This window comes from Nocardia sp. NBC_00508 (assembly GCF_036346875.1).
GTDB lineage: Bacteria > Actinomycetota > Actinomycetes > Mycobacteriales > Mycobacteriaceae > Nocardia.
Map to the genome: position 1 here is coordinate 2125818 of NZ_CP107852.1, position 23347 is coordinate 2149164.

The 23347-nt window shown below is 64.8% G+C and carries 18 protein-coding genes and 3 rRNA genes; 5 read left to right on the forward strand and 16 right to left on the reverse strand.

Annotated elements, in window-relative coordinates:
- Positions 1–60: 60 nt before the first annotated feature.
- Entirely contained in the window at positions 61–558 is a 498-nt protein-coding gene (locus tag OHA40_RS09595; RefSeq protein ID WP_330232709.1) for a hypothetical protein, read from the reverse strand.
- Between the two features lie 42 nt (positions 559–600).
- Positions 601–1101 (reverse strand): helix-turn-helix domain-containing protein, encoded by a 501-nt coding sequence (locus OHA40_RS09600; protein WP_330232710.1) that lies wholly within the window; start codon positions 1099–1101, stop codon positions 601–603.
- A gap of 104 nt (positions 1102–1205) precedes the next feature.
- Here OHA40_RS09600 and OHA40_RS09605 point away from each other — a divergent pair, with 104 nt between their 5' ends.
- The 3 genes from OHA40_RS09605 to glgB all read left to right on the forward strand — a co-directional run bounded on the left by OHA40_RS09605 (position 1206) and on the right by glgB (position 6219).
- Positions 1206–1847, forward strand: coding sequence for a LysE family translocator (locus OHA40_RS09605; protein ID WP_330232711.1), 642 nt, complete (start codon positions 1206–1208; stop codon positions 1845–1847).
- A 218-nt stretch (positions 1848–2065) separates the two neighbouring features.
- Positions 2066–4069, forward strand: coding sequence for an alpha-1,4-glucan--maltose-1-phosphate maltosyltransferase (locus OHA40_RS09610; RefSeq protein WP_330232712.1), 2004 nt, complete (start codon positions 2066–2068; stop codon positions 4067–4069).
- Positions 4066–6219 carry a 1,4-alpha-glucan branching protein GlgB gene (gene glgB / locus OHA40_RS09615; protein ID WP_330232713.1) on the forward strand — a complete coding sequence of 718 codons (2154 nt, stop codon included), beginning with the start codon at positions 4066–4068 and terminating at the stop codon, positions 6217–6219. The genes OHA40_RS09610 and glgB overlap by 4 nt, the downstream gene beginning before the upstream one ends.
- Positions 6220–6444: 225 nt before the next feature.
- Here the strand turns inward: glgB and OHA40_RS09620 are convergent, their stop codons facing one another.
- The 3 genes from OHA40_RS09620 to OHA40_RS09630 all read right to left on the reverse strand — a co-directional run bounded on the left by OHA40_RS09620 (position 6445) and on the right by OHA40_RS09630 (position 9498).
- Complete coding sequence (locus OHA40_RS09620; RefSeq protein ID WP_330234109.1) at positions 6445–7290, reverse strand: tetratricopeptide repeat protein; 846 nt, start codon at positions 7288–7290, stop codon at positions 6445–6447.
- Positions 7291–7351: 61 nt separating this feature from the next.
- A complete protein-coding gene (locus OHA40_RS09625) occupies positions 7352–7720 on the reverse strand; it encodes a DUF3817 domain-containing protein (protein ID WP_442943966.1) in 369 nt (122 codons plus the stop codon).
- Positions 7721–8319: 599 nt separating this feature from the next.
- Positions 8320–9498, reverse strand: a complete 1179-nt coding sequence (locus OHA40_RS09630) for an acetyl-CoA C-acetyltransferase (protein WP_330232714.1) — start codon at positions 9496–9498, stop codon at positions 8320–8322.
- A 120-nt stretch (positions 9499–9618) separates the two neighbouring features.
- Between OHA40_RS09630 and mce the strand changes: the two genes are divergently transcribed.
- Both mce and OHA40_RS09640 read left to right on the forward strand, forming a co-directional pair.
- Entirely contained in the window at positions 9619–10092 is a 474-nt protein-coding gene (mce, locus tag OHA40_RS09635) for a methylmalonyl-CoA epimerase (RefSeq protein WP_330232715.1), read from the forward strand.
- Between the two features lie 86 nt (positions 10093–10178).
- A complete protein-coding gene (locus OHA40_RS09640; RefSeq protein WP_330232716.1) occupies positions 10179–11180 on the forward strand; it encodes a hypothetical protein in 1002 nt (333 codons plus the stop codon).
- Between the two features lie 355 nt (positions 11181–11535).
- On the opposite strand, the gene OHA40_RS09645 is transcribed toward OHA40_RS09640, so the two are convergent.
- The 11 genes from OHA40_RS09645 to OHA40_RS09695 form a co-directional block, all read right to left on the reverse strand.
- Positions 11536–12024 carry a hypothetical protein gene (locus tag OHA40_RS09645; protein ID WP_330232717.1) on the reverse strand — a complete coding sequence of 163 codons (489 nt, stop codon included), beginning with the start codon at positions 12022–12024 and terminating at the stop codon, positions 11536–11538.
- 333 nt (positions 12025–12357) lie between these two features.
- Positions 12358–12663: an ATP/GTP-binding protein gene (locus OHA40_RS09650; protein WP_330232718.1), complete on the reverse strand. Its 306-nt coding sequence runs from the start codon at positions 12661–12663 to the stop codon at positions 12358–12360.
- Positions 12664–12709: 46 nt separating this feature from the next.
- Positions 12710–13399 carry an endonuclease NucS gene (gene nucS / locus OHA40_RS09655; protein ID WP_330232719.1) on the reverse strand — a complete coding sequence of 230 codons (690 nt, stop codon included), beginning with the start codon at positions 13397–13399 and terminating at the stop codon, positions 12710–12712.
- A gap of 279 nt (positions 13400–13678) precedes the next feature.
- Positions 13679–13876, reverse strand: a complete 198-nt coding sequence (locus OHA40_RS09660) for a hypothetical protein (RefSeq protein WP_330232720.1) — start codon at positions 13874–13876, stop codon at positions 13679–13681.
- Positions 13877–14311: 435 nt separating this feature from the next.
- A 5S ribosomal RNA gene (rrf, locus tag OHA40_RS09665) occupies positions 14312–14428 on the reverse strand.
- 149 nt (positions 14429–14577) lie between these two features.
- A 23S ribosomal RNA gene (locus OHA40_RS09670) occupies positions 14578–17693 on the reverse strand.
- Between the two features lie 339 nt (positions 17694–18032).
- Positions 18033–19551, reverse strand: a 16S ribosomal RNA gene (locus tag OHA40_RS09675).
- Together the 16S, 23S and 5S rRNA genes form the textbook arrangement of a ribosomal RNA operon.
- Before the next feature lie 509 nt (positions 19552–20060).
- A complete protein-coding gene (gene murA, locus OHA40_RS09680; RefSeq protein WP_330232721.1) occupies positions 20061–21320 on the reverse strand; it encodes a UDP-N-acetylglucosamine 1-carboxyvinyltransferase in 1260 nt (419 codons plus the stop codon).
- Positions 21321–21537: 217 nt separating this feature from the next.
- On the reverse strand, positions 21538–22119 hold the full coding sequence (locus tag OHA40_RS09685; protein ID WP_330232722.1) for a cob(I)yrinic acid a,c-diamide adenosyltransferase: 582 nt from the start codon (positions 22117–22119) through the stop codon (positions 21538–21540).
- Positions 22120–22286: 167 nt separating this feature from the next.
- The gene (locus OHA40_RS09690; protein ID WP_330232723.1) at positions 22287–22709 is read right to left on the reverse strand and encodes a DUF2550 domain-containing protein; all 423 of its coding nucleotides are present in this window, start codon (positions 22707–22709) and stop codon (positions 22287–22289) included.
- A gap of 259 nt (positions 22710–22968) precedes the next feature.
- Entirely contained in the window at positions 22969–23337 is a 369-nt protein-coding gene (locus OHA40_RS09695) for a F0F1 ATP synthase subunit epsilon (protein ID WP_330234111.1), read from the reverse strand.
- Positions 23338–23347: the final 10 nt, after the last annotated feature.

The window sequence follows — 23347 nt, forward strand, 5'->3', positions numbered from 1 at the left end:
ACCCAGTAACCCAGCGGGCATGGGCGACGTCAACCCAGTTCAGTAAGGCTGAACATTCATTCACCTCGTACGGTGTGCCACGATCCAATCGCGGATCCGCTCCAGACTCAGAGGGTGCGCGTCGAGTTCGGCAAGCCGTGCATCAAGGATGTCGAGGTTGATGAGGCCCTGTTCTACGAGTGCTGCGGCAAAAGCGTGGTCCTTTGCACGGCCAGCAACGAGTTTGGAGATGACACAGTCGTGGGGTTCGAGGCAAAGGCCGCGCCCCGGTTCCGTGCCCGAGGTCCCGTAGGCAACGACTCGGTCACTCCATGCTTTGGGCAGGACGGCAGTGGTGACACTGACGCCCTGTGCGTAGTAACCGAAAGTTTCGTGGAACGGGGACAATTCGCCGATAGCGCCGTCGACCATATCGGCCTTCGATTCATCGGGGTCGTCGAGGAATGCTACATCGACTTCCATGGAGGCCGTGGCCTCGAACGGAAGGGCGCCCTCGTCGTAGCTGGCCAGGACTGACTGGCTGGCTGCCGATAACCACGACGTCGCGTTCTTCGGCAATGCGGGACGCGGCGCGCAGCACGTGTTCCAGTTGCCTCCGGTTCATGCAACATGCTTCCGGCGCCAGTACTTACCGAACGACGACAGCGCGGCCTCACGTTCCTCGGTGTCGAGGACTCCAGCAAAAGGACTGTTCTGCCGGAGTTCGACCGCCCATCCCGCGCGCGAAGTCAGTGCATCGAACACGGCGTCGATACCGGAGTCCAAGATTTCCTGCCACTGATCGAGCCACGCCGTTGTCATCCCGGACGGGTGGATCTCTCGGAGTCGTCGCACGTTCCGCTGCGCCTTGGCCAACACCGAGTCTGGGTCGACGGCCAGCCGACCGGCAACCACGCGGTGCTGCCACAGCGACTTCTCCTGGTCGCGGGTAAGGCCACCCGCTACGAGTGCGTCCAGATCTCGACGGCGTATACGTCGGTGCGTGCCCACCGACGTATACGGAAGTTCGCCCCGTTCACACAGGTCGACCACATGCTGGCGGGTGCAGCCCAATAGGCGCGCCGCCTGACCGGTGGTCAACAGTTCGTCCGGCGATGACATAGTGACAGCATCGTTCACAAACACAAAAAACGCAACACCGCCGCCCTAGTTCATGTTGCGGAAAAACGATGGCCGTCGCGGTGCCGAACTGGCAGCATGAGTTGATGCCGCACTGGGTTGATGTTCTTCCCCAATTCCTCTTGGCTTGCTTGATTCTTGCGGCGCTGCCAGGACCGGCGACCGCTTTGTTCCTGCAGCGCGCCGTGCGCGATGGACGCGCGGCCGGGCTGGCGGCCGTGGCCGGCAACGAGATCGGTGTGCTCGGCTGGACGCTTGCGGGCGGGGCGGGGCTGTCGGTGCTCCTGGTCGCGAACCGGGCGATGCATGCGGCGGTGCACATCGTCGGCGCGCTGGTGTTGATCTGGCTCGGCGTACAGGCGTGGCGAGGTGCACGCGGCGGCGGCGAGTTCGGTAGCTCGATGACGAAGCTGCTGCCCTCGGGGCGCACGCCCGGCTCCGCCTTCCGCGCGTCGCTGGTCTCGATCGCGGCGAACCCGAAGGCGGCCGTCTTCGGTCTGACGATCCTGCCGCAGTTCCTTCCCACCAGCGGGCCGGTGCTGCCGACGGTGGTGATCCTGGCGCTCATCCAGCTGGTGATCGACACCGCCTGGTGCGTCGGCGTGGTCTCGGCCGCCGACCGCGCGGGCGCCTGGCTGCGCCGCAGCGGCATCCGGCAGCGGGTCGAGCGCGCGCTCGGCGCGATCCTGGTCGCCCTCGGCCTCGGCCTCGCCGCCGACGCCCGCTGACCGGGCGGCATCGCACTCCTGGCGTTCAGCAGGTGCCCAGCTGAACCAGACCGGCATTCAGCGGGGGACCGCGCGCTCCCGGCGGCCCGGTCATCCTCGCCACCGACGCACACCAACCGGACGGGCCCTGCTCACACGTATCGCGACCACGGCCCGAATCCGCTCCGGAATACCCGCTGATCCGGCCTGTACCACGGTGTACCGGTAGGTTGGTCCCCGTGACCGGCCGCATCGCTATCGATGACACTGCCCCGTCCATCGCAGGCGGTCGGCCCGCCAAGGCCGTGGTCGGCGAGGTTTTCCCGGTACGCACCGTGGTGTGGCGAGAAGGCCACGAAGCCGTCGCCGCCACGCTGGTCGTGAAAGGCCCCGGCGCGGCGCGACCGACCCGTATCCGCATGACGCCGGACCACGAGCCCGACGTGTTCAACGCCACGTTCACCCCGAACGCTCCGGGCACATGGACCTACCGCATCGAGGGCTGGAGTGACCCCATCGCCACCTGGCGCTCGGCGATCGAGGCGAAGCTGGCCGTCGGGCAGAGCGCCGCCGATCTGGAAAACGACCTGGAGCTTGGTGCCCGGCTGTTCGACCGCGCGGCGCAAGCCGTCCCGAAGAAGCAGTTCGAACGCTTGCGCGCGGTCGCGGCGGCGCTGCGCGGCAACGAACAACTGCCGGCGCGGGTGGCTCCGGCATTCACCGAGGAAGTCGCCGAGATCCTGCGTGCGACGTCCCTGCGCGACCTGGTTACCCGCGGCCCGCAACACACCGTGCTGGTCGAGCGGCACCGCGCACTCTACGGCTCGTGGTACGAGTTCTTCCCACGTTCGACCGGCGGCCGCGACACCACCGGAAAGCCGATCCACGGCACCTTCGCTACTGCGGCGGAACAACTCCCGCGCATCGCCGCCATGGGCTTCGACGTGGTCTACCTGCCGCCGATCCATCCGATCGGCGAGGTGAACCGCAAAGGCCGCAACAATGCGCTCACCGCGGACCCGGGCGACGTCGGCTCGCCGTGGGCCATCGGCTCGAAGCACGGCGGCCACGATGCCATCCACCCCGAGCTGGGCACGCAGGACGATTTCGCCGAGTTCGTCGCGGCGGCGCACCGGCTCGGCCTCGAGGTCGCGCTCGATCTCGCACTGCAATGCGCGCCCGACCACCCCTGGGTGCAGGCCCATCCCGAATGGTTCATCACCCTGCCCGACGGCAGCGTCGCCTACGCCGAGAACCCGCCGAAGAAATATCAGGACATCTACCCGGTCAACTTCGACAACGACCCCGACGGCCTCTACGCCGAGGTGCTGCGCGTAGTCCGGCACTGGATCGGCTCAGGCGTCAAGATCTTCCGCGTCGACAACCCGCACACCAAGCCCGCCGACTTCTGGGAATGGCTGATCGCGACCGTGCGCCGGACCGATCCGGACGTGATCTTCCTGTCCGAGGCGTTCACCCGCCCGGCCCGCCTCTATGGGCTGGCGCGGCGCGGATTCAGCCAGTCCTACACGTATTTCACCTGGCGGGTGGCGAAGTGGGAACTCACCGAGTTCGGCATCGAGCTGGCCGCGAAGGCCGACGAGGCCCGCCCGAACCTGTTCGTGAACACCCCGGACATCCTGCACGAGAGCCTTCAGCACGGCGGTCCGGGCATGTTCGCCATCCGCGCGGTGCTGGCCGCTACTCTCGCGCCAACGTGGGGTGTCTATTCGGGTTTCGAGCTGTTCGAGCATCAGTCGGTGCGTCCGGGCAGCGAGGAGTACCTGGACTCGGAAAAGTACGAGCTGCGTCCGCGCCCGTTCGCCGATGCGCTGGCGCGCGGGGAATCGTTGGAGCCGTGGCTCACCCGGCTCAACGAGATCCGTCGCGCGCACCCGGCCCTGCAACAGTTGCGCTGCCTGCACTTCCACCATGTGGACAACGACGCGCTGCTCGCCTACTCCAAGATCGACCCGGCCAGCGGCGACGCCGTACTGGTCGTGGTGAACCTGAACCCGTTCGGCGCCGAGTGGGGCATGCTCTCGCTCGACCTGCCCGCGATCGGCCGGGAGTGGCACGACCATCCGGTGGTGTACGACGAGGTCAGCGGCGAGGAATACCACTGGGCGCAGACCAATTACGTGCGATTGGATCCCGCGTACACGGTCGCGCACATCATCAGGCTGCCGCCGGTGTCCCAGCAGGCCCGCACCGAACTGGCCTATCGCAGGACGCTGCGATGAGGCGACGCGACCTCATGCTGCTCGCGGCGGGCACGCACGCCGACCCGCACACGGTGCTGGGCGCGCATCCTCATCCCGATGGCACGGCCGTGCGGGTGCTGCGCCCGCACGCGGAGACGGTGTCGGTGCGTGTCGGCGGCGTCGATCATGCGCTGAAGTCGTTGGGCCACGGCGTGTTCGCCGCAGTGGTGCCGTATCCCGACCTCATGGATTATCGCGTCGTTACCAACTATCCAGGCGGCCGGACGATCATCGGCGCCGACGGCTACCGCTTCCTGCCCACGCTCGGCGAACTCGACCTGCACCTCATCGGCGAGGGCCGCCACGAGCGCCTGTGGGACGTGCTCGGCGCGCACCCGCGCCGCTACACCACCTTGGACGGCGAGGTCGAGGGCACGTCGTTCGCGGTATGGGCGCCGAACGCGCGCGGCGTCACGGTGATCGGCGATTTCGATGGCTGGAGCGGCAAGACCGCGCCGATGCGCTCGCTGGGATCGTCCGGTATCTGGGAGGTCTTCGTCCCGGGTGTCGGACCGGGCACCAAGTACAAATACCGTGTGCACGGCGCCGACGGACGGACCGTCGATCACGCCGACCCGCTGGCCTTCGCCACCGAACAGCCCCCCGCCACGGCTTCGGTGGTCACCGAAAGCCACTACGTATGGAACGACCACGCCTGGCTCGAGCGGCGCACGGCCACCGACCCGGCCCGGGCGCCGATGAGCGTCTACGAGGTGCATCTCGGCTCGTGGCGTCGTGGCCTCGGTTACCGCGAAATGGCCGACCAGCTCGCGGAATACGTGCAGGCAGCGGGATACACGCACATCGAACTGCTCCCCATCGCGGAACACCCGTTCGGCGGCTCGTGGGGGTACCAGGTCACCTCCTACTACGCGCCGACGGCCCGCTTCGGTGCCCCGGACGACTTCCGCGCGTTCGTCGACCGCATGCACGCCGCGGACATCGGCGTGCTGCTGGACTGGGTCCCCGCGCACTTCCCGCGCGACGAATGGGCGCTGGCCCGCTTCGACGGCACCCCGCTCTACGAACACGCCGACCCGCGCCGTGGCGAGCAACTCGACTGGGGCACCTACGTTTTCGACTTCGGCAGACGTGAAGTGCGCAACTTCCTGGTCGCCAACGCGCGCTACTGGATCGAGGAATTCCACATCGACGGCCTGCGCGTCGACGCGGTCGCCTCCATGCTCTACCTGGATTACTCCCGTGCGGAAGGTCAGTGGGAGCCCAACGTGCACGGCGGCCGAGAGAACCTGGAGGCCGTCGACTTCCTCCAAGACCTCAACGACACCGTGCACCGCAACCACCCCGGCGTGGTCACCATCGCCGAGGAGTCCACCACCTGGCCCGGCGTCACCCGCGGCACCGACGTCGGCGGGCTCGGCTTCACAATGAAATGGAACATGGGCTGGATGCACGACACCCTTGGGTTCCTCGGCCGCGACCCGGTGCATCGCACTTGGCACCACAACGAGATGACCTTCTCGCTGATGTACGCCTGGAGCGAGAACTACGTGCTGCCGATCAGCCACGACGAGGTCGTGCACGGCAAGGGCACGCTCTGGACCAGAATGCCGGGCGACGATTTCGCCAAGGCCTGCGGCGTGCGGACGCTGCTGGCATACATGTGGGCCCATCCCGGCAAGCAGCTGCTGTTCATGGGCCAGGACTTCGGCCAGTTCCGCGAGTGGTCGCACGACCGCGGCCTGGACTGGCAGGAACTCGACAACCCCCTGCACCAGGGCATCACGACGCTGGTGCGGGACCTGAACGCGGTCTACCGCGCCCACCCCGCCCTGTGGAGCCAGGACACCACGCCGGGCGGCTACGCGTGGATCGAGGCGAACGACCGCACGAACAACGTGCTGGCGTTCCTGCGCTACGGTTCGGACGGCTCCGTCGTCGCGTGCGTCTACAACTTCTCCGGTTCGATGCACGACGCCTATCGCGTCGGCCTACCGCATGCGGGCCGCTGGCTCGAAATCCTCAACACCGACGCGGTCCACTACGGCGGATCCGGCGTCGGCAACCTCGGCGAGGTAGTGGCCACCGACGAGCCATGGCACGACCGGCAGGCCTCAGGCACGGTCACGCTCGCTCCGAACAGTGCGGTGTGGTTGCGCCCCGCCTGACGACGCCGTTGGCGGGCTATGCGCCAGCCGTTCGGTGCGCGGCAGCAAGGCACTGCCACCGCTAATGGGCACGACGCTGCCGACCGGCTCCCGAGATCCGAAGCACCGAGACGCCCGCTACAGCGACTCCAGCACCGGCAGCTGGCGAGGTGTGGCAGGTCGCCGGACCGTTGAAGCGCCCGTTGACCAGGGACGACACCCGCCGAGCTGCGTGGTGCCGCGAAATCAGTACAGAGCGGCGGCCAGCTTGCGGCGCGCCGCGACGACGAACGGCTCGGCCTGGTCGAACAGCTCGAACAGCTCCAGCAGACGCGTGCGCGCTTTCGTGCGCTCATCTCCCGACGTGCGCTTGACCACGCCGATCAGCCGGTCGAAGGCCGCCTCGGGTTGCTGCTGGAACAGTTCCAGGTCGGCGGCGGCGATCGCGGCGTCGACATCGGACGGATCGGCGTCCGCGGTCGCGATGGCCGACTCGGGCAGCTCCTGTGCGCGGGCGAGGAACCGGAGCTGGCGCAGCGCGCTCTTGGCCTCCTCATTGCCCGGCTCCGCGGCGAGGATGGCCTCGTAGGCCGCCTCGGCACCGGCCAGGTCGCCCCGCTCCAGCGCCGTCTCGGCCGCAACGAAGCGCGGGTCTTCGGCGGGCTGCTGCGGCGCCGCGCCACCCTCCAGCTTGCCCGCCACCGCGTCGACCACCGCGTTCAGCCACTGCCGCACCTGCGGCTCCGGCTGGGCGCCCTCGAAGTCGGCCAGCGGCTGCCCGGCCGCGATCGCGATCACCGTCGGGATGCCCTGCACGCGCAGCGCCTGGGCGATGCGCATGTTGGCCTCGGCCTCGACCGTGGCCAGCTCCCAGGTGCCGCCGTCGGCGGCCACCAGATGCTCCAGCGTCCGAACCAGTTCGACGCTGCCGGGGCTGCGCTGCGAGTACAGCACGACCACCACGGGCACCTGCATCGAGCGGCGTAGGACCTTGGTCTCGAAATCCGCCTCGGACACCGCGTAGTCGCCGGCCGCACCGCCCGCGCCACTCGCGGGCTGCTTCAGGCTGGACAGATCGACCGCGCCGGACATGGCGGCGGCGACAGCGGGCGAAGGACGGCGTGCGGCTGGTCGATTCACAACGTCCAGTTTGTCACGACGTGGCCGACGCGGGCGCCGCGGACTCGGCCGAAATGCCGTTGCTCAGCTCACCCAGCTGCCCCGCACGCACCGCCCACACCTCGAACAGCACCGTGCAGAACGGCGGAATGCTCGACGCCAGCGCGAGGATGGTGGTCTTGGCGTTCCAGCCCAGCTCGCGCGCCGCCACGATCGCGGCGATCACAAACAGCACGAAAACGATCCCGTGCGTCATGCCGAACACCTTGACCGGCCACATCACCGGCTCGGGAATCCGCTTGAACACCATCCCGATGATCAGCAGGACCCAGGAGATCGCCTCCAGTACCGCGATAAACCGAAACCGTTTGGCCACCGTGCTCAGGTCGAAGACATTGCCCATGCGCCCCATTGTGCCGGATGCACTACAAGCTGTCGTAATGGAACGAATCACACCCCGGCATTCAACCCACGCATCGTCGGGGTCGGGCGCGATCGATCGGCAGCAAGGCGCCATGGACCCCACCCTCACCCGTACCACCCGAGCACACCCGGCCTCATCGTGAAACCGAAAGAGAAATCAAGGAAGCCAAGAATCACCGCTGAGGGAAAGAAGTGCGCTCCCCGCGCGTGCGGGGTGATCCCTACGACGGCCCGTAGTGCATCCGGGTGCATCCGCGCTCCCCGCGCTCGCGGGGATGATCCCGAAACCGCTTGGCCACCGTGCCCAGATCGAAGACTCTCCCCGCGCGTGCGGGGATGATCCCGCGATCGCATAGTCCAGCGCCCTGACCGGCTGGTGCTCCCCACGCATGCGGGGACGGCAAGCTCTGGACGCGGGCCAGACTCGAGTGCTTCCCGCGTGCGCAGGGACGGTCCTGGATGGACCCGGTGGTTCACCATGATCGATACGTCTATGACGACCGGTAAACGGCCGATGGCCGCCCCTGATCGGGACGGCCATCAATCGATGATCCAGCGCGGGACATTGCCCGCCCAGCGTCAGACGCGGACGATCAGAGCGTCACCCTGACCACCGCCTCCGCAGAGCGCGGCCGCGCCGACACCGCCGCCACGGCGCTTGAGCTCAAGCACCAGGTGCAGCAGGATGCGCGCACCCGACATCCCCAGCGGATGGCCGATGGCGATCGCGCCGCCGTTGACGTTCACCTTCTCCGGGTCGATGCCCAGCGTGCGGGTGGAGGCGATGCCGACCGCCGCGAAAGCCTCGTTGATCTCCACCAGGTCCAGGTCGGCGGGGGAGATGCCTTCACGGGCGCACGCCTTGGCAATGGCGTTGGCGGGCTGGTCCTGCAGGGTCGAGTCCGGGCCCGCGACCACGCCCGCGGCGCCGATCTCGGCGATCCAGCTCAGACCGAGAGATTGCGCCTTCTCCTTGCTCATCACCACGACGGCGGCGGCGCCGTCGGAGATCTGCGAGGCGGTGCCCGCAGTGATCGTGCCGTCCTTGCGGAACGCGGGGCGCAGCTTCGCCAGCGACTCGACCGTGGTGTCCGCGCGGATGCCCTCGTCGGCGCTGACCATGACCGGATCGCCCTTGCGCTGCGGCACCGCGACCGGGACCACCTCGTCGTCGAAGACGCCGTTCTTCCACGCGGCCGCCGCTCGCTGGTGCGAAGCCGCCGCGAACGCGTCCTGGTCCGCACGGCTGATCCGATCGGTCTCGTTGCGCTGTTCGGTGAGCGCACCCATCGCCTGATCGGTGAAGATGTCGTGCAGACCGTCGTAGGCCATGTGGTCACGCAGGGTCACGTCACCGTATTTGAAGCCCTCGCGGCTCTTTTCGAGCAGATGCGGCGCCTGGCTCATGGACTCCTGGCCACCCGCGACGACGATCTCGTACTCGCCGGCCCGGATCAACTGGTCGGCCAAGGCGATCGCGTTGATGCCGGACAGGCAGACCTTGTTCAGCGTCAACGCGGGCACGTCCATCGGAATGCCCGCGGCAGCCGCAGCCTGGCGGGCCGGGATCTGGCCCGCGCCAGCGGTGAGCACCTGGCCCATGATCACGTAGTCGATCTGGTCGGGCGCGACGCCGCCCTTCTCCAGCGCCGCCTTGATGGCGAAACCGCCCAGATCGGACCCGCTGAAGTCCTTCAGGCCCCCGAGCAGCCGGCCGACCGGGGTACGCGCACCGGAGACGATCACGGAAGTGGTCACGACGAGCCTCGCATTCGTAGATCCACCCGCGCCTACCCGCGGCGCGAGAGCAAGTATTCCTACTCAACGGTAGCGGGTCCGGCCCACGCGCCCGGGGCCAGGTCGCGCTACGTTCGACTGGTGAGCACCGTTACGGATCAGTCATCTTTCATCCCGGCGGACTACGTGACCGCGGTCGACCACGTCGGCATCGCGGTGCCCGACCTGGACACCGCGGTGGCCTGGTACGCCGAGCACCTGGGCATGGTCGAGACCCATCGCGAGGTGAACGAGTCGCAGGGCGTGCACGAGGCGATGCTGTCGCTGCCCGGCGCACCCGATCGCGCGACCGCCCTGCAATTGCTGGCCCCGCTCAGCGCGGAGTCCACCATCGCGAAGTTCATCGACCGCAACGGGCCGGGCTTGCAGCAACTGGCCTACCGGGTGACCGACATCGACGCCGTCTCCGCGTACCTCCGCGCCAAGGGACTGCGTTTGCTGTACGAGGCTGCACGGCCCGGAACCGCCGATTCCCGCATCAATTTCATCCACCCGAAGGATGCTGGCGGTGTGCTGATCGAGTTGGTCGAACCGAACGCGAATGTTACGCACTAGTATCAACGTCAAGTCGAGAAAACTCGTTGGAATGACATTCGCAGTCGAGTCACCATCGGCTGTCTTCAGGCTGTAGTTTGTGTGCCATGTCGTCACCCGAGTCCGATCGCAATCGCTTCGTTGCACTGCCCTTCACCGTTGTGCGCAAGGGTTATGCGCAAGACGAGGTGCGTAATTACTTCGACCGCTTCGACGCGGAACTGAGAGTCACCGCCACCGACCGCGATGCCGCTGCGGCACAAGCACGTAACCTCGCAAGCCAGCTGGAAGACGCGCGCGACGAGATCGACGAACTCCGCAAGGAGGTCGACCGACTCTCGGTGCCGCCGACCACCGCGGAAGGCATGTCCGACCGCATTTCCCGCATGCTGCGCCTGGCCTCCGACGAGGCGTCCGAGGTCCGTGCCCTGGCGCAGGCCGAGGCAGCGGAAATGGTGTCGATCGCCGAGCAGCAGGCCACCGAGATGCGTGGCAAGTACGAGTCGCTGCTCGGGGAGACCAAGGAGAAGCGCGAGGCGCTCGAAATCGAATTCGAGCAGACCCTCGCGAACGCACGCACCGAGTCCGCCAAGATCATCGAGGCCGCCCAGGCGGAGGCCGACCGCATCGCGAAGGAAGCCGACGCGAAGCGCAAGGCCACTCAGCAGGACTTCGAGGCCACCATGGCCGAGCGTCGCACCAAGCTCACCCGCGCGATGGAAGAGCTGGAGGCCACCAGCCGCGCCGAGGCCGCCCAGCGGATCAAGGACGCCACCGACGAGGCCAACCGCCTCATCACCTCCGCCACCCAGACCTCCGAGCGCAAGATCGCGCATGCGAAGGAACTGGCCGAAGAGATGCGCGTGCTGCGCGGTCGCGTGCTCGCCCAGCTGCTCGGTATCCGCGGTCAGCTCGACTCGGTGCCCGCGATGCTCGCCGCGGTCAACCGGGAAAGCGAACTGCTGGACGGCGTTCCGGATCAGCGCAAGTCGATCGGCGGCAGCACCAAGTCGGTCACCGGCTCGCGCCAGAGGGCGATCCCCGAGGTCGCCACTGAGGACGACGAAATCGACTCGGACGATCGCGAGAACGCCGACATCAGCAACTGACGTCGGGCCCACGGCGACTGAAGCAGTACCCCAACCGAATTCACCGAAGGCCGCCCCCACAAGGGCGGCCTTCCCTAATTCCGTACGCTGCGGCCCGTAGCTAGCGACAGTTGCTCGATGTGGTCGTGCCGGGCAAGTGCAGTCGGCACTGTTCAGCCGACGGTCGCTCGGTAGTGCACGTGGTCGAGGGGTACCAGTTCGGCGGGGGCTCGTCATTGGGGCGAGTCTCGGCTCTGATTCCGAATCCTCGCTCTGACAATTCGATTCGACGTTACGCGAACGATCGACCACATCCGGGACCGAACACGGTGGTCATCGGACCCGGGCGCGCGGATCGGCCGAGGCTGGGATAGGGTCAGTACAGGACGCCGTAGGTTGCGGCGATAGTGAAGCCGTGGTCGCCGACATCGCAGGTGATCGTGCCCTGCAGTCCCACTCCGCAGGTGGCGTTCGACCAGGTGATCTTGTGGCCCTCGGGCAGCACCTTCGCCCCAGCCGGGTAGGTGTAGGTGGGTGTCGCCGAGACCGTGTACCGGGCTATCTCGTAGCCGGAAGTGCGCACCTGGTTCGTTCCCTGCGGAGCGTCGGCGGGCACGGCGTCGCAGCCGGCGCCGCCGTCGTTGAAGTAGATCGCGCAATCGCGGCCATCGGGCGCCTGGAAGAAGACCGTGCCCCGGTAGTGCGGGTCCGACGACAGGTATTCGGCCGCATCGACCGGTACGAGCTGGCCGAGGCTGCCGTCGTCCGCGACCGCCGGCGTCGCGAACACGGCGGCCGTGGCGAGGGAAGCGATCGCCGAAAGCACCGCCAGCGGAAGGCGATAGAGCACACCCCGTGCCGACATGTCGTGCCCCTTCTCTCGGTTCAGGAATTCCTTCGGAACAGTCGTTGTACTGCGACGTCTTTCGGTTTCCTCGGTGATCGGCCGATCACCGACGAGCCCGAACTTCACGGCAGCGTGCAGCAGCACACCCCATTGTGCGTGTCTGCGTACCGATCCCGGGACCACCCGCGACCCTCGCCCGGTAGGCCCCGGCTTCAGAGTACCGACGCCGCCGCCGGGCCAGCAGTCGAAGTGGGGCTGTCTGCCGTGGTGACGGCACCGGTGTCACCGCCGATCAGCCGCGCGGCGACCGCATCGACCTGGCGTAGCGCCTTCGTCCAGCCGATTCGCGGGTCAGGACCAGCGCCGGGTGATTCTGCGTGTTCGCCGAGCGTTCCAGCACCCGCGATGCCAGTGCCTTCGGTCGTCCTCACCGCCGTCGGCGGGCCAGGCGACAATATGGGCGACCCCGGGCGCGATCTCGTGGTCGCAGCCGGGGCAGCGGTAGGTCTTGCTCGCACGACTGCCCGGGATCGTGCGGACGACGTACGTCTCGTCACCGTCCGGCCCCGCCTCCGTGCGACCGAACACGTCCCCGAGCGGCGAACCTGACCGCCAGCGATCAGCGTGGCGATCCGAACGCGGTCTCCGGCGGGGCATGCGACAAGCCTATTACCCGACCGCAGACAGCCCGTACGGGCCCGCTTCAGAACAGACGGAACTCATTGCTCTCCGTGCCGCGCAGGGCGTCGTAATCGAGTGTGAGGCAGCGGATGCCGCGATCCTCGGCAAGCGTGCGGGCCTGCGGTTTGATCTGCTGGGCCGCGAAGACGCCAGTGACCGGAGCGAGCAAGGGGTCGCGGTTGAGCAGCTCCAGGTAACGGGTGAGCTGTTCGACGCCGTCGATCTCGCCGCGTCGCTTGATCTCGACCGCGACCGTGCCGCCGTCCGCGTCCCGGCACAGCAGGTCCACCGGCCCGATCGCGGTCATGTATTCGCGGCGGACGAGCGTGTAGCCCGCGCCCAGCGTCTGTACATGCTCGGCGAGCAACTCCTGGAGGTGTGCCTCCACCCCGTCCTTCACCAGGCCGGGATCGACGCCCAGCTCGTGCGAGGAGTCGTGCTCGATGTCCTCGACGGTGATGCGGAGTTCTTCCCCGGCCTTGTTGGAGACGACCCACAGCGCCTTCGCTCCCTCTGGGAGCGGCGTGTCGCCGTTGCGTTCGTCCAGCCAGCACGGGGGGCTCATCCAGTTCAGCGGCTTGTAGGAGCCGCCATCGGAGTGCACGAGCACCGAGCCGTCCGCTTTCATCAGCAGCAGCCTGCGGGCCATCGGAAGATGGGCGGTGAGTCGCCCTACGTAGTCGACCTGGCAGCGAGCAATCACTAGGCGCACCCAAGCACTGTAGGTGAGCGCCCAATCGCGTTCGCGTTCAGCCCATGAGCAGCATCGCCGCGAGTAGCGCGCTCGCGGCGAGTAGCGCTGTTTCGACCCGGGTGAGCCTGTGCCGACTGGTGGTCCTGGCGTGAATCAGAAAAACCCCGCGGCGGCGCCGGTGGGGAATGCCACCAGGTGACCGATGAGTGAAAGTCTGCCCGATCAGTGCGCCACCGACTGCGACGCCGAACCACGCTGTGGCCCAAGTGATCCGCCACCGTTGCGGCATGGCCGCGATCACCGCGCCGACCAGCGCGACAGCCCCGTAGGCTGACGCCGACGTCCCGCCCACCGGACGCTCGCGAGCACCCACCCGGCTTCCACGCCCATCCACAAACCCGCCACGACAAGCAGCGTGGCGCCGATATGACCGAGCAGGAAGACCTGGGCCGAACGCACTGCACCGAAACGCAGTTCGGCTGGAGGAGCGAGCAACGGGATGATTCAGGCCCCACGACGTCGCCGATCACGAACGCGCTCGACAGTAGCGCCCCGACCGCCAGATAGCCAGCCGTCGCGGGCAATCTCGGCCGCCACCAACGGGATTGCGCCGGTTTACCGGGATCGGGCGACGCCGAGACGGTCGTCGTCACGACAACCATTTCTACCTGCGTTGTTCGCACGGCGACAGTGCTCTGCTGCCATCGCCCGAGCCAGCGTTCGGCCGCGCCAAGGTAGTTCGGCGCCCGGTAGAACGCGGGCGGGCTCAGCCTTCCGGCCCGCGAAAACGCCTGTCGATCTGTGGTTCTGATCGGTGGCTTCCGTGCCTGGCGTGCTCTTGCCTATCCCTGCGAAATTGCCGCGAAGCACATTCTTCGCCCGTATACGACGAAAGGCCCTCGGTGGTCCGAGGGCCTTTCGTGAAGGATGTTCCGGCGGTGTCCTACTCTCCCACACCCTGTCGAGTGCAGTACCATCGGCGCTGGCAGGCTTAGCTTCCGGGTTCGGAATGGGACCGGGCGTTTCCCTGCCGCTATGGCCGCCGTAACTCTATGAAACTATCCACACCACACAACCCCGACCACACACCCGGAAATATCCTCCCCCAATGTGTGGGGGTCGACCCGGGTGGGGTCCGGCAGCGGTGTCTGTGTGTTGTTTCAGATACCGCACAGTGGACGCGTAGCAAAATCTTTGTTGGTAAGTCCTCGGCCTATTAGTACCGGTCACCTCCACACGTTACCGTGCTTCCAGTTCCGGCCTATCAACCCCATGGTCTGTAGGGGGCCTTAACCACTCGAAGGTGGTGAGAAACCTCATCTTGGAACAGGCTTCCCGCTTAGATGCTTTCAGCGGTTATCCCTTCCGAACGTAGCCAACCAGCCATGCCCCTGGCGGGACAACTGGCACACCAGAGGTTCGTCCGTCCCGGTCCTCTCGTACTAGGGACAGCCTTCCTCAAGTTTCTGACGCGCGCGGCGGATAGAGACCGAACTGTCTCACGACGTTCTAAACCCAGCTCGCGTGCCGCTTTAATGGGCGAACAGCCCAACCCTTGGGACCTACTCCAGCCCCAGGATGCGACGAGCCGACATCGAGGTGCCAAACCATCCCGTCGATATGGACTCTTGGGGAAGATCAGCCTGTTATCCCCGGGGTACCTTTTATCCGTTGAGCGACACCGCTTCCACATGCCGGTGCCGGATCACTAGTCCCGACTTTCGTCCCTGCTCGACCTGTCAGTCTCACAGTCAAGCTCCCTTGTGCACTTGCACTCGACACCTGATTGCCAACCAGGCTGAGGGAACCTTTGGGCGCCTCCGTTACATTTTAGGAGGCAACCGCCCCAGTTAAACTACCCACCAGGCACTGTCCCTGAACCAGATCATGGCCCGAGGTTAGAAGTCCAATACGACCAGAGTGGTATTTCAACGACGACTCCACGAACACTGGCGTGCCCGCTTCACAGTCTCCCACCTATCCTACACAAACCGTACCGAACACCAATACCAAGCTATAGTGAAGGTCCCGGGGTCTTTTCGTCCTGCCGCGCGTAACGAGCATCTTTACTCGTAATGCAATTTCGCCGAGTCTGTGGTTGAGACAGCAGAGAAGTCGTTACGCCATTCGTGCAGGTCGGAACTTACCCGACAAGGAATTTCGCTACCTTAGGATGGTTATAGTTACCACCGCCGTTTACCGGGGCTTAAATTCTCAGCTTCGCACCCCGAAGGGCGCTAACCGGTCCTCTTAACCTTCCGGCACCGGGCAGGCGTCAGTCCGTATACATCGTCTTACGACTTCGCACGGACCTGTGTTTTTAGTAAACAGTCGCTTCTCTCTGGTCTCTGCGACCACACCCAGCTCCGAGAGCAAGTCTCATCACCAGGCCTGGTCCCCCTTCTCCCGAAGTTACGGGGGCATTTTGCCGAGTTCCTTAACCACAGTTCTCTCGATCGCCTCGGTATTCTCTACCTGACCACCTGTGTCGGTTTGGGGTACGGGCCGTGTACCAACTCACTAGAGGCTTTTCTCGGCAGCATAGGATCACTGAATTCGCCTCAATCGGCTACGCATCACCTCTCAGGCACATGCTGTGCGGATTTACCTACACAACGCCCTACCGGCTTACACCAGGTATTCCATCACCTGGCCCAGCTACCTTCCTGCGTCACCCCATCGCTTGACTACTACACCCAGGATCCCATGCAGCCCCCTCAGGTCTCCCGAAGGAGATCCGTCCGGTTTTGGATGGTTAGCACAGATGATTCGCCATTGGGCGCGGATACACGGGTACGGGAATATCAACCCGTTGTCCATCGACTACGCCTGTCGGCCTCGCCTTAGGTCCCGACTCACCCTGGGCGGATTAACCTGGCCCAGGAACCCTTGGTCATTCGGCGGACGAGTTTCTCACTCGTCTTTCGCTACTCATGCCTGCATTCTCACTCGCACAGCCTCCACCACTAGGTCACCCTGTGACTTCCCTGGCTGCACGACGCTCCCCTACCCACCCCAACAGCTGCCCCGAAGGGAACCGAACGTTGGAGTGCCGCGGCTTCGGCGGTGTACTTGAGCCCCGCTACATTGTCGGCGCAGGATCACTTGACCAGTGAGCTATTACGCACTCTTTCAAGGGTGGCTGCTTCTAAGCCAACCTCCTGGTTGTCTCAGCGACCCCACATCCTTTTCCACTTAGTACACGCTTAGGGGCCTTAGCCGGCGATCTGGGCTGTTTCCCTCTCGACTACGAAGCTTATCCCCCGCAGTCTCACTGCCACGCTCTCACACACCGGCATTCGGAGTTTGGCTGACTTCGGTAAGCTTGTAGGCCCCCTAGGCCATCCAGTAGCTCTACCTCCGGCGTGAAACACGTGACGCTGCACCTAAATGCATTTCGGGGAGAACCAGCTATCACGGAGTTTGATTGGCCTTTCACCCCTACCCACAGCTCATCCCCTCAGTTTTCAACCTAAGTGGGTTCGGGCCTCCACAACATCTTACTGCTGCTTCACCCTGGCCATGGGTAGATCACTCCGCTTCGGGTCCATGATGTGCGACTCAAAACGCCCTATTCGGACTCGCTTTCGCTACGGCTACCCCACACGGGTTAACCTCGCCACACACCGATGACTCGCAGGCTCATTCTTCAAAAGGCACGCCATCACCCCACCCCGAAGGGAAGGCTCTGACGGATTGTAAGCGCACGGTTTCAGGTACTATTTCACTCCCCTCCCGGGGTACTTTTCACCTTTCCCTCACGGTACTAGTCCGCTATCGGTCACCAGGGAGTATTCAGGCTTACCGGGTGGTCCCGGCAGATTCACAGCAGATTTCACGGGCCCGCTGCTACTCGGGAACCCACTACAACAGAGCACGCATTTTCGTCTACGGGATTCTCACCCTCTACGACAGGCCGTTCCAGACCACTTCAACTAACACGCACTTTTCTGACTGTTGCCCACCACGGCAGTGATAGGAAAGTGAGCCCCACTACCCCAGACAGACAACGACTGCCGTCTATCACATCTACCTGGTTTAGCCTCATCCGCTTTCGCTCGCCACTACTCACGGAATCACAATTGTTTTCTCTTCCTGTGGGTACTGAGATGTTTCACTTCCCCACGTTCCCTCCACACACCCTATATATTCAGATGCGGGTAACACGACATCACTCGTGCTGGGTTTCCCCATTCGGACATCCTCGGATCTCAGCTCGGTTGACAGCTCCCCGAGGCTTATCGCAGCCTCCTACGTCCTTCATCGGCTCCTGGTGCCAAGGCATCCACCGTACGCTCTTAAACACTTACTAACAAAGATGCTCGCGTCCACTGTGCAGTTCTCAAACAACACACCCGAAAGAAACCTGTCCCGACACCAGCACCCCAACCCCACAAGAGGCCGAGACCGGTATGACCGGAGAAACTCCCGGATCGTCATATTGCCTAGAAAGAAACACTCGCGTGTTCTCTCAGGACCCAACAGTGTGTCGATATATCACCCGCGACCGAAGACACAGCTCCGACCATCCACAAGAGAAACTGTCAGCGTTCCACCCATGAGCGTCCGCAGTCCCACAGACGAGGACTCAACGGTCTCTGACACGAACAACACTCGACTGTTCGAGGCATCGTGTAGAAGTGCTCCTTAGAAAGGAGGTGATCCAGCCGCACCTTCCGGTACGGCTACCTTGTTACGACTTCGTCCCAATCGCCGATCCCACCTTCGACGGCTCCCTCCCGCAAGGGGTTAGGCCACCGGCTTCGGGTGTTACCGACTTTCATGACGTGACGGGCGGTGTGTACAAGGCCCGGGAACGTATTCACCGCAGCGTTGCTGATCTGCGATTACTAGCGACTCCAACTTCACGGGGTCGAGTTGCAGACCCCGATCCGAACTGAGACCGGCTTTAAGGGATTCGCTCCACCTCACGGTATCGCAGCCCTCTGTACCGGCCATTGTAGCATGTGTGAAGCCCTGGACATAAGGGGCATGATGACTTGACGTCGTCCCCACCTTCCTCCGAGTTGACCCCGGCAGTCTCCTGCGAGTCCCCGCCATTACGCGCTGGCAACACAGGACAAGGGTTGCGCTCGTTGCGGGACTTAACCCAACATCTCACGACACGAGCTGACGACAGCCATGCACCACCTGTACACCAACCACAAGGGAAACCCCATCTCTGAGGCTGTCTGGTGTATGTCAAACCCAGGTAAGGTTCTTCGCGTTGCATCGAATTAATCCACATGCTCCGCCGCTTGTGCGGGCCCCCGTCAATTCCTTTGAGTTTTAGCCTTGCGGCCGTACTCCCCAGGCGGGGCGCTTAATGCGTTAGCTACGGCACGGATCCCGTGGAAGGAAACCCACACCTAGCGCCCACCGTTTACGGCGTGGACTACCAGGGTATCTAATCCTGTTCGCTACCCACGCTTTCGCTTCTCAGCGTCAGTTACTGCCCAGAGACCCGCCTTCGCCACCGGTGTTCCTCCTGATATCTGCGCATTTCACCGCTACACCAGGAATTCCAGTCTCCCCTGCAGTACTCAAGTCTGCCCGTATCGCCTGCAAGCTCACAGTTGAGCTGTGAGTTTTCACAGACGACGCGACAAACCGCCTACAAGCTCTTTACGCCCAGTAATTCCGGACAACGCTCGCACCCTACGTATTACCGCGGCTGCTGGCACGTAGTTGGCCGGTGCTTCTTCTACAGGTACCGTCACTCACGCTTCGTCCCTGTCGAAAGAGGTTTACAACCCGAAGGCCGTCATCCCTCACGCGGCGTCGCTGCATCAGGCTTTCGCCCATTGTGCAATATTCCCCACTGCTGCCTCCCGTAGGAGTCTGGGCCGTGTCTCAGTCCCAGTGTGGCCGGTCGCCCTCTCAGGCCGGCTACCCGTCGTCGCCTTGGTAGGCCATTACCCCACCAACAAGCTGATAGGCCGCGGGCCCATCTCGCACCGATAAATCTTTCCACCCACCAGCATGCACCGGCAGGTCATATCCGGTATTAGACCCAGTTTCCCAGGCTTATCCCGAAGTACGAGGCAGATCACCCACGTGTTACTCACCCGTTCGCCGCTCGTGTACCCCGAAGGGCCTTACCGCTCGACTTGCATGTGTTAAGCACGCCGCCAGCGTTCGTCCTGAGCCAGGATCAAACTCTCCGTTGAAGACTCACAACCACACCCCACAAAGAGGTGCAATCAAAAGTATCTGAACCAGAGTCCGAAAACCCAGCAAAACAATCGCCAACCAAAAAATAGCTGACAAAAATATCCGACCCTCCACACGGGGGGAGAAGAGCCGGAACCAAAAAACATTTGGCACTGACATTCATCGACACACTATTGAGTTCTCAAAGAACACACGCACACACCATCGCCCGGTTTGAGCCGATTGATCGGTGAAGCAACTTTTCCAGCTTAGCTCAGTCTCGAACCCAGTTGCAAACAAGGTTCTCGTTCGAGCTAGTGTGAGCGTCAGGCGCTCCTCGTCCTACCTCGTTTCCCTGGCCTCCCGCTCAGCGTTTCCGCTCAGCTTCTCGGCTCCGGGTCGGTGTCCGTGTCGCTCTGACTTGGACAAAGTTACGTGTCTGCGTGCACGATGTCAAATCGCCTGGTCAGGAAGCGTTTTGACGGAAATGTTCGGAAGGCGTGGACAATCCGGATCGAATCGGCGATCAATCCGCGGCTCCGACGCGCTCTACATCGCCCCCCAGGGCTTGCAGCTGCTCAACGAAATTCGGATAGCCGCGATCGATGTGGAAGACGTCGTGCACTTCGGTGGTGCCGTCGGCGACCAACCCGGCGAGTACCAACCCGGCGCCCGCCCGAATATCGGACGACCACACCGGAGCGCTCGACAGCCTAGGAATCCCGCGCACCACCGCGTGGTGCCCGTCGGTGCGCGCGTCGGCGCCGAGCCGGATCATCTCCTCCACGAAGCGGAAGCGCGCTTCGAAGATGTTCTCGGTGATCATCGAGGTCCCGTCGGCGATGGACGCGAGCCCGATGGCCATCGGCTGCAGGTCGGTCGGAAAACCGGGGAACGGCAGGGTCGAGAAGTTCACCGCGCGCGGGCGCTCGGCCTGGACCACGCGGAAGCCCTCCTGTTCGAACGAGATCCGGGCACCCGCGGAACGCAGCTTGTCCAGCACCAGTGACAGGTGCTTGGGGTTGACTCCGGTGACGCGGATGTCTCCCAGCGTCATAGCCGCGGCGATGCCCCAGGTCGCGGCCACGATGCGGTCGCCGATGACGCGGTGGGTGGTGGGCGAGAGCCGCTCGACGCCCTGGATGGTGAGCACCGAGGTGCCCGCCCCGCTGATCCGCGCCCCCATCCGGACGAGCATGTTGCACAGGTCGACGATGTCGGGCTCGCGCGCGGCGTTGTCGATCACCGTCTCCCCCTCGGCGAGCACCGCCGCCATGAGGATGTTCTCGGTCGCGCCGACGGAAGGGAAATCGAGCCGGATCCGAGCGCCTTGCAGCTCGTCGGCCCTCGCCACTACGCAGCCGTGCTCGATCTCGCTGGTCGCGCCGAGCAGACGCAGGCCGGCCTGATGCATATCCAGCGGACGGGAACCGATCGCGTCACCACCGGGCAGCGCGACGACAGCGCGCTTGCACCGAGCCATCAGTGGACCGAGCACACACACCGACGCACGGAACTGGGTGACCGCCGGGAAGTCCGCGTGGTACTTCGGCTCGGTGGGCGTGGTGATGGCGACGACCCCGCCGTCGATGGTCACGTCGCAGCCGAGGCCGCGCAGGACATCGCCCATCAGCGGCACGTCGAGGATGTCCGGGCAGTTCGTGATCGTGGTGGTGCCCTCGGCCAGCAACGCAGCGGCCATCAGCTTGAGGACGCTGTTCTTGGCGCCCCCCACCGTGACCTCACCGACGAGTCTATTCCCGCCGGTAACCAAAAACCGTTCCATGCCGCCTCTCCGCGTATTCGGCGCACTGTTGGTGCAAGGATAGTTGCGGCGGCCCACTATGGTGCCGCCTCTCCGCGACTCCCTCGCCTCTCGCCTTCTCTGGCCGTTCGAGCGAGTGCCGCGAAGTAGGTCCTTCCGCGGCCGACGGCGTGGTCGGCGTCGTGTTCCCGGCATACCCGGTGGTTACTCGCGTACTCGCATGTTCTGGCCGACGCGATCAGGCGCTCGGCCGGCCCCCACCGGGCTTCCACAGGATATCGCCGCCGGGATTGGCCACCCGGCTCAGGATGAACAGCAGGTCCGAGAGCCGATTGAGGTACTTGGCGGGGAGGGCGTCGGTTTCCTCCGGGTGCACCTCGATCGCGGCCCACGCGGAGCGTTCCGCGCGGCGGGCAACGGTGCGAGCGGTGTGCAGCAGGGCCGCCAGTGGCGTACCTCCGGGCAGGATGAACGAGTTCAGCGCGGGCAGTTCGGCATTGAACTCATCGCACCATGCTTCGAGCCGGTCGATGTAGGGCTGGGTCACGCGCAACGGCGGGTATTTCGGCTCCGCGACCACGGGTGTGGAGAGGTCGGCGCCCGCGTCGAACAGATCGTTCTGGATCTGCCGCAGTACCGCCAGCATCGTCTCCTCCGGCTGTCCCAGCGCGATGGCCACGCCGATGGCGGCGTTCGTCTCGTCACAGTCGGCGTAGGCGACCAGGCGCGGGTCGGTCTTGGCGACCCGGGAGAAGTCGCTCAGTCCCGTGGTCCCGTCATCGCCGGTCCGGGTATAGATCCGCGTCAAGTGCACGCTCACGACGTCACCTCGCTGCCGCTCGATGCCGCCATGCGCATGGCGCGCTGCGTTCTCGGTTCACTCGCTGACGCTCACTCACAGCACAACCCTAATGGGCGCAGCCGGACAAGGTCCGTCCACAGCCCGCAGAGGGCCGAGCAAAGACAAGACGCGGCTGCCGCTCTGTTCTACAAACCCGGCATACGCCGGGTGCGGTCGGAAGGGCGGGATTCCACCCAGGAAAGAAAGGCGGTCAGGGAGTCGCGATCGAGTGCCAACTCGAAGCCGCCGGTCCGGTCCGACACCGCGATCACAGCGATATCGTCGGTCATGATGTCGTACTCGTCACCGCGCGGGCCGCGGCGATCACCGATCTCGATGCCTTGACGCTGAATTGTGGAATCCGGACCGAGTTTGAGGCTGGTGAGCTTGAAGAAGACGAGCCGGTCCTCGTCGTAGCGGATCAACCCGTGCCGCCAACCCTGGCCACCGCGGGCGGGTAAGACCCGCAGAATCGCGGCAGTTCCGCCACGGCGCAACATGATCAGGCGATAGGTCGAGGCCAGCGCGAGGAACACGAGCACGAGCACCAGAATGATCAGGAGAACCATCCCGGTTTGCAATGCCGTTCGTCCCTTCGCTCCGCCACCGTGTTGTCGACACGGAATTCGATTAACGGTGTTCGCAAGCCCTTCGTGGTTGCGCAGGCTGCCGCCTCCGAGCCTGATGCTCACACCGCGTGCGGTCATTCAACCACGGCCCTGAGTTTACAAATGGCCCGGCCGTGTCCGACTCGCCTACAAGACGCAGTCGGCGGTGAAGAGACTCTTCACCGCCGACAGCCGTCGTGCCTCAATGAGAGGTTGTTGCTTACGCGTTCGAGGTCTGCTCGACCGCGCGCACCCGGGCCTGAGCCGCCTTCTGCTGCTCTTCACTGGCCTCCGCGTCGGCCAGCACCCGGCGGGCCGCCTCGACATCGACCTCGTCGGCGAACTCCGCCGACTCGGCCAGTACCCGAACCGAATTCGCGGTCACCGAGAAGAAACCACCGTGCACCGCCGCGACGATCCGCTCGCCCTCGCTGGACACGATGTTCACGGTGCCGCCTTCGACCAGCTGGCCGAGCAGCGGCTCGTGCCCCGGCATGATGCCGATCTGGCCCTCGGTGGTCTGCGCGCTGACGAACGATGCCTGGCCGGACCAGAGCAGTCGTTCGACCGCGACGAGATCGACCGACATGTTGTTACTG